The organism is Prevotella amnii CRIS 21A-A (assembly GCF_000177355.1).
Classification (GTDB): Bacteria; Bacteroidota; Bacteroidia; order Bacteroidales; family Bacteroidaceae; genus Prevotella; species Prevotella amnii.
The window spans coordinates 1-7368 of sequence record NZ_ADFQ01000069.1 but is presented as its reverse complement, the minus strand read 5'-3'; the positions used below and the strand labels follow the sequence as shown (position 1 = coordinate 7368).

Here is a 7368-nt window from a genome sequence, read left to right as displayed (position 1 = left end):
AAAAAGGAGCATCCTCACGGACACTCCTTACTCACTTTTATAACAAACAGTTCGTTAAAAATGGACTAACAACAAATATCTACAGTAGATGTTTTTAGAAATCACTTGCCACCAGACAATGCGATGAGCCTGTCTTCAATGGTCTTCTTAGTTTCTGTTGCAACATCAAGTGTAGTAGATTGTAATTTTGGTGCAACATAACTTGTAAACTTCTCCATTGCCTGAATTCTATCCTTTGGCTCTAAGTCTCTTAAATCATTCTTAAATTGCTTTGAACTATAGTAATCGTCTGTAATTTCTGCAAGTATATTCCTAACCTTTGAAGAAACTTTGTTAGGAGTACCTGCAACACGCCCACCAGTCTTAGGTGTTCCTGCTGGTCGTCCTACTTTTCTTTTCTCTGTACTCATATCTTTGTCATGATTAAAAGTTAAACCTGTGGTGCAAAGATAATTACTTATTTTCGCACCGTATAGTATAACTTTTAATAAGCATTATAATTATGGGAATGATAGGAGCAGCAGTTGGAGCAGCAGGTAGCATATTTGGTGGTATCTCAGCTACAATGGCTATGAATAAGATGAAAGCCAATGTAGAGGCGCAGAAAAGAGAAAATCAAGATTGGTACGATAGGCGATATAATGAGGACTCAACACAGCGTGCTGATGCGCAGAAGATTCTTACAATGACTCAGGAGAGTATCAAGAAAAATAATAAGGCAGCAGCAGCATCGCAAGCGGTAATGGGTGGAACTGACGAGAGTACGGCAGCTGCCAAAGAAGCCAACAATAAGGCTCTTGCTGAAGCTACTTCAACTATAGCCGTTAATGGAGATAAGCGCAAAGATGCTATCGAAGGACAGTATAGAGAGCGTGATGCAGCACTAAACCAAGAGTTGAACCAAATAGAAAAAGATAAAGCAGCAGCAATTGGGCAAGCAGTACAAGGCGTAAGTAGTGCAGCAAGTTCACTTCCTTTCTAAAATTTAGAGTATGAGTAGTGCATTAGATGATATATTAGGCAATAAGCCTACACCGTTACCACCACAGCAGCCACAGCAGCCGACTGTGGCTAAACCGTTGGTGGATTGGAATAAGGCAGGTGCAGAATACGAGTCTTCAAAGCCTAAATTCACACCTGCCATCTTACAACAGCAGGAAAAGGAGAAAGCAGAGGCTAACAAAATAGTTCCACCGCTTGCCCCTCCTCTTGAACAGGCAAAGCAGGTTACGCCCCCACCAGCCGACAAAAACAAGAAAATGTCGTATGTAGACATGTATAAGCTGCTTAACCCTTATCAACCCCCAACGCAAGAAGAACTCGAAAAGGAACGTAAGAAAGAGAAACGTGAGAAGATGTTTGCAGCTATTGGCGATACTATCTCTGCTTTGTCAAACCTATACTTTACCACACAGTATGCTCCGAATATGTACAAGCATGAAAACTCACAATCGGATAAGGTCAAAAGCAAATGGGATAAATTGAGGGAAGATAGAGATGCACAAATGAATGCTTACATTAAAAATCTCATGGCTGCACAGCAAGCTGATGACGAGAATGCAGAAAATGAAAGGAAGTGGCAGCGCCAGTTAGATATTGACGCTTACAACCAAAAAAAAGATGCCGATGAGTTCCAGTACAAGAAAGACCGTGATAATATTAAAGATGAACAGTGGCAGAAGAGTTACGACCAAAAGGCAGAACAATTTAAAACAACTACAGGAATTAAGAAAGATGCTCAAAAGGAAACAGAACGCTCTCACAGAGCCAACGAGGGTTTGAAAGGCGCACAAATCCAAGAAGCAAAGAGACATAACAGCGTAACAGAGGCACAAGGGGCTGAACGTATCGCTATTTCTCGTGCTAAAGGTTCTGGAGGTGTTTCTTCGTCAGGTAGCGGGAAAGGTGGTAAAGGTAGCAAACAAGAGACAATTAGGTTACACGATGGGAGTGTACACACCTATTCTCCTGATAAAAAAGGCGCACTTACTTCACTTGCACCGTCAATGGCAAAGAAAGCAAGGGCGGCAGCGGAGCGTTATCGTAAGGCTGGAGATAGAAGGAGTTATTCTCACTATATACAAATTGCTAATGCGCTTGAAAAGGCAAAGAGTAAAGACGCTATTGCTGCAATTGTAGCCTCAAATGTAGGCGACTTCCCGACAATGGACGGTGATGTACGCAGAGTGATAGGCGCAACAGGTAGCTTTAATGTAAGTAATTATCGTAGAAAGGGGAACTCAAAATCAAGTAAATCAACAAGTAAACCTCCATTAAACTAATAGATTATGCCAAATAAGATTACATACACGATTACAACATCCGATGGTAAGCAACATCAGGTATCAAAAGAGAATATGGATAAGTACGGCATTCAGTCGTATGCAGATGCCTATAAAGGTGCAACCATTCGTATGCGTGATAGCAAAAAGGGAGATTACGACATACCATTGTCGCATTATAATGATGCTAAGGCGCAAGGGTTGCATGCTTTTTCATTAGAGCATCTTCCTCCTGCACCTGCTAAACAACAGCCACGCCAAGCAGCACCACCTAAGCCACATACTACATCTGTTGTAAGCCAACCTACACGACCAGCAAGCAAGCCTACCACTGGTGGTAAACCAATGACCGCAGCAGAAAAGGCACAAGCAATGAAATTCGTAGCAGGTATTCAGCAAGGAGTTCAGCGCAGTAAACAGCAGTTCGACACAACCATGCAGCGTGCTAAGGCGCAACAGAAGAACCCATTAAACGTACAACGTGTTACTTTGGGCATAGGAGGAACGAAGCCTACAATGACTGCAAACAAGCGTGTAGTGCAGGGAGAGAGTAAGCTAAACGTACGAACAGGAAAGTTAGAACCTACCTACATTACCGAGGCTGGTAATGTTTATCAGGGCGACCGCACACAGGCTGATGCTGAACAAAATCAGATTGATGACGCTAAAGAAGCACAACTACACCCAATCGACCACGAATTAAAGGAGGCATACGCTGAAAGAGAACGTTTAGCACGTGAACTGGGTAGAAGAGGAACAGAACTTGATGCAGAAGCACTTAAACCAAGCTGGCGTGATATACCACATGGTAGTGGCGGTGCAATTCATACTTTCAACTCAGCAACAAGTAATGGACGTTTGGCAGACAATGAATGGAAAGCCTTATTAGCAGCAAAAAATCAGAACCAACAGCGTATTGTTGCACTCGAAGCTGAACGTGATAAGGCTGAGGCTGGTTTTTGGCGTGGTGTAACAGATACTTTCAAGAACCCATCTTTTTGGACGTTCGGTTATACTGATATGCTTGATACTTCTACTATGCTCAACTATGGTGGCAAGAAGACACAGCGACAGAAAGATGCCGACCAAGCGATGATTGAGAATATTTACAAGAACCAAGAGGCGCAAAGTAAGTATGGGGGCAATCGTGGCTTCATGTATCGTGCAGGTGGAATTACCGCACAAGCTATTCCGTTTATGATAGAGTTTGCTGCAACAGACGGTCTTTCAGGATTGACACAAGCAGGAACTAAGGCTGGAGCAAAGATAGCCGAAAAGGTAGCTACTAAGGCATTGACAAAGAAGTTAATCAAATATACTGGTACTACCCTCGGAGACATTGCAGCAGGTGTTGTTATGGCTAATACTACTGGTGCAGCACGTACTGCATCGGATATTGGACAAAGACATCTCGGACATGTAGAACAGGACGAGCATGGCAATTACCATTTTGCTGGTGGCGAAGACTGGGGTACAGCTATTCGTAAAGGAGAGATAGCACAGGGACTTGAATACTATACAGAAAAGCTCGGTGTACACCTTGAAGGCTTACCCATTGGTAAAACTATTGCAAAAGGTCTTGACAAAATCGGTCTTAGTAAGGTTACAGCAGCGTTAAATCGTGCTGGTACTTCGCAGTACGCCCAATTGGGAACCAAAATAATGAACCGTGTAGGAGTTAATGGATATATCAATGAGGTTGCAGAGGAAGAGGCAAACATCGTCCTCAACTCCATGCTTGTTGGCGACAATAAGATGAGCGACTTGTTTGATGGTCGTACACAGGCAGACATTTGGGGTGGTATGTTATTCTCTGTTGGTGCAATGGAAGCAGCTCCGAAACTTGCTGGCGCAGTAGACTATTACAGAACGAAGAAAAGCGTTAAGGATGCCGATACCGTTGCTGCTTACAGAATGACACAGGAGAAATGGCAACCTCTTAGAGACCAAATAGACAATGCTACCAACGAGGAAATGGCAGACGTTGTAAATGGTATCATTCAAAATCCCGACCTCCATAAGCAAGAGAAGAAAGCAGCGTTGAACTATGCAGGTAATCTTATTAAGTTCAGAGGCTTCAACACTGCCCAATCTGCAAAGGCTAAAGAGTTAGAAGAGTCTGGAGCAAAAGATGATGAGACTATCATTCATCAGTCTATGGATAATGCTTATATTCAGGGACACGAGGCAAGCGATGAACAGAAGAATGACATCAAGACACGCTATGAGTATGCTGAACAACAGTTAAGCGAAGCATTAGGCACAGAAGATGTTTCAGGTTATAGCGTTGATGACTTCCTTGACAATAAGGAGAGCCTCAACGATAAACAGAAGCAAGCTGCAATTGACTACCTAAACGCCAAATCTGCATACAATGGTATGATTAGTCAGGTAAAGGACAACATCGATGATGCTATTAAGGCAAGCGATGTGGCTATTGATAACCATACACACGAAGATGGCAATATCTATCCTGCCACTATGAAGGTGGATAACCGAAAGGTGTACGTTGTTGGTGGTCATGCACAGATGAATGATGACGGAACAGGCATTGACTACGCTAACTCAAGTGAAAGTATCATGGTACGTGATGCCGAAACTGGAAAAATAGAAATGGTTGCACCTTCTGCAATCTTATCTGTTGATGAGATTATTAACGCAGAAGAAGAGAAAGCTAATGCAGCGGAAAGCATACGTCAGACTTATGCACAGCAGGAAGCAAATAAGATTGACGGAACACTTGAGTTCAATGTTGGAGACACCTATTCAGTTATTGGAGAAGACAACTCGCAGCATACATTACAGGTAATAGGCGATGCAGTTGATGAAAAGACAGGTCAGCCAATACCAAATATGGTAATGGTAAGTGTAGACGGTTCACAGCAGCCTACAATGTTGCCTAAGGCGCAGGTGCAGGAGATGAGCGATAGCGATAATATGTTGCGTTTAAGTCAGTCGTTGAAACAGCGTGAGGAAGCAAAGGCAGCAGAAAGCAAGTCTTCCAACACGTACAGCCTCAACGATGAGGTAACTCTCACTAATGAAGAGGGAATGCCAGTACGTGGAAGCATAACGGCAGACCAAAACGAAGACGGAAAGTTTGAGGTTTACACAGAAGAGCCAATCAATGGCAAAAAGGTTAATCTGTTCAGCGCAGAAGAACTTGATACACTCAATCCAGATGTTCAGACAAAGGAGGAAACACCGCAGACGTCCAACAATGAATTTGAGGGCGAACCGGCACAAACCGAAAGTGTAGTAAATTTACCACAAAACGCTGAAACAATCAGTGAATCACGTGTAGAAAGTGCGGAAAATTCTCAGCAATCCCTATCAGCCTTTGAGCGTATTCCTAAGGACGAGCAAGGACAGCCTATATATGAACAGGCAGAACCTGAAACAGCATGGGATGCTATTGTAGAGCAGACTGGAGGCGATGAAGCAATGGCGCAGACAGTTGCCGATAATATGGTAGCCGACATGGAGGCTGCCGTTAAAAAGGCTGAGAAAATCAAAACAAAGGGTGGTACTACCATTGCAGAGAAAATTGCAGCGGAGAAAGAACGCAGTGCTGCCATAGAACAGGCGAAGCATACTCTTGCACATTGGAAAAAGATTGCATCAACCAATAGTATGCGTCAAGCTGCTATTCATGCAGAGGAGAACCGTAAAGCGGAAGAAGCTGCACGTCTTCGGAAGGAGCAGAAGGATAAGGAGCGTACAGAGCGTGAGGAAGCTGAGCGACAGAAGCGTGAAGCTTTGAACGGTGTTCCTGATTTTGTGGAAGACAAGGCAAGTGATGCACGTGCAAGAGGTTACAGACGTGTAAACGGTGATAAGGTGAACAGACAAGAGCCACTTGCAGCCGTACAAGGAAAAGATGTGCAGGTAAAGTTCGATGATAAGAATATTCCATCTGGGTATGTAGCACTTATTGACGCTGATGAATTACAGCCAAGCCATAAGAACGGGCAGCGTAATCCATTACACTTCATTGACGAGGCTCAGCCAAAGGAGCGTAAGGACGATGCAAGTAAGGAGGCAGCACGTAAGATTGCATCAAATATTCGTCCCGAGGAAATAACATCGTCTGTTACTGCATATACAGGTGCGCCAACGGTAAACAGCCGTGGCGAGGTTATTCAGGGTAATAACAGAAGTGCTGCCTTAAAAGAGATGTGGGCAGCATACAAAGACAAGGGTGAGAAATATAAACAGTACTTAATAGACCATGCAGCAGAATTGGGACTTAATTCTGATAAGGTCAGAGCTATGGAGAAACCTATACTCGTTAATATGCTTGATGTGAACGATGATGATGCCATTGCACTGGGTCAATTCGTGGCAAGCGACACTGAAAGCGGAGGTGTAGAACGCATCAAGCATAAGAATGTAGTGAAGAAGTTGGGCGATAAGATGAAGAATTTTGCAAGTCTTCTTTTACGTACTACAGATGAAGATATGTCTTTCTCTGAACTTATAGACCGCAATGGCGTTGATGTGCTAAAGTGGATGAATGCCAATGGCTCAATTACTCCCACACAGTATAAGAGTGCATTTGATAGCAAAGGTAATTTGACGGCAGAAGCCAAGAATGACCTTAAAGGCGTAATGTATCAGAGCATCTTCGAGGGTGGCAGTACGCAACTCGAAGAAATGTTCAATGCTTTACCAGTCAAGGCGCAAAAGGCTATCCTAGCAACTACTTATAGAGATTATGACAGTCCACAGAGTGAACGCATGGTAGAGGAAATTCAAAACTCTATCATGGCTTATTATGCCCTTTCGCATGATACTCAGTTTATGGCTGCAACCAATCACAAGGATGCTCGTATGGCTGTTGAGGCATGGCAGCGCCAGTATGCTATTGATGATAATACAGGCGAAAGCTATCTTCCAGCAGAGAAATATAGTAACTTTGCGCTGTTGCTTGCTACAATGTATAAGGGCGATAATCAGAGATTTATACAGGGTACGTTCAACAAGATGTACGACCTTATTCAAGGTACACAGGAAGAAACTTTGTTTGAGCAGCCAGACAATACACCACGTTCACTTGTTGAGGCTATCAAGGAAACATTAAACA

The 7368-nt window shown here is 43.4% G+C and carries 3 protein-coding genes and 1 pseudogene; 3 read left to right on the top strand and 1 reads right to left on the bottom strand.

What is annotated here, in order from left to right; translation table 11 throughout:
- Nucleotides 1–101: 101 nt before the first annotated feature.
- On the bottom strand, nucleotides 102–410 hold the full coding sequence (locus HMPREF9018_RS06280; RefSeq protein ID WP_039864572.1) for a hypothetical protein: 309 nt from the start codon (nucleotides 408–410) through the stop codon (nucleotides 102–104).
- A 92-nt stretch (nucleotides 411–502) separates the two neighbouring features.
- Between HMPREF9018_RS06280 and HMPREF9018_RS06275 the strand changes: the two genes are divergently transcribed.
- The 3 genes and pseudogenes from HMPREF9018_RS06275 to HMPREF9018_RS06265 all read left to right on the top strand — a co-directional run.
- Nucleotides 503–982 (top strand): hypothetical protein, encoded by a 480-nt coding sequence (locus HMPREF9018_RS06275; protein WP_019035627.1) that lies wholly within the window; start codon nucleotides 503–505, stop codon nucleotides 980–982.
- Between the two features lie 10 nt (nucleotides 983–992).
- A complete protein-coding gene (locus tag HMPREF9018_RS06270) occupies nucleotides 993–2282 on the top strand; it encodes a hypothetical protein (protein WP_008449496.1) in 1290 nt (429 codons plus the stop codon).
- 6 nt (nucleotides 2283–2288) lie between these two features.
- Nucleotides 2289–7368 (top strand): annotated as a pseudogene (locus HMPREF9018_RS06265) (LPD38 domain-containing protein); the annotation flags it as partial.